The organism is Elizabethkingia argenteiflava, assembly GCF_009904105.1.
In the GTDB taxonomy this organism is placed as follows: domain Bacteria; phylum Bacteroidota; class Bacteroidia; order Flavobacteriales; family Weeksellaceae; genus Elizabethkingia; species Elizabethkingia argenteiflava.
In genome coordinates this window covers 1-237 of record NZ_JAAABJ010000169.1, presented here as the reverse complement: position 1 = coordinate 237, position 237 = coordinate 1, and the positions used below count along the sequence as shown (strand labels likewise).

1 pseudogene is annotated in these 237 nt (G+C 39.7%); it reads left to right on the top strand.

What is annotated here, in order from left to right:
• Window positions 1–17: 17 nt before the first annotated feature.
• Window positions 18–237 (top strand): annotated as a pseudogene (locus GNY06_RS01350) (transposase); the annotation flags it as partial.

The following is a 237-nucleotide window of genomic DNA, read 5'->3' as shown; positions in this document are numbered from 1 at the left end:
TGAAGCCAATCTAAAAAGCTAATAATGAAGAGCAGGGATATCAAAGGCTGCTTGCCTTTGAAGAAAAGTGGGCAAAAAAATATCCCCTGACCTGCAAATCCTGGCTGGACAATTGGTTAAATCTCTCATCATTCTTCGAGTACGATGAGGTAGTACGAAAAATCATATATACTACCAATCCAATTCAAGGGGTACATCGCCAGATACGCAAAATCACCAAAACTAAAGGTGCTTTTC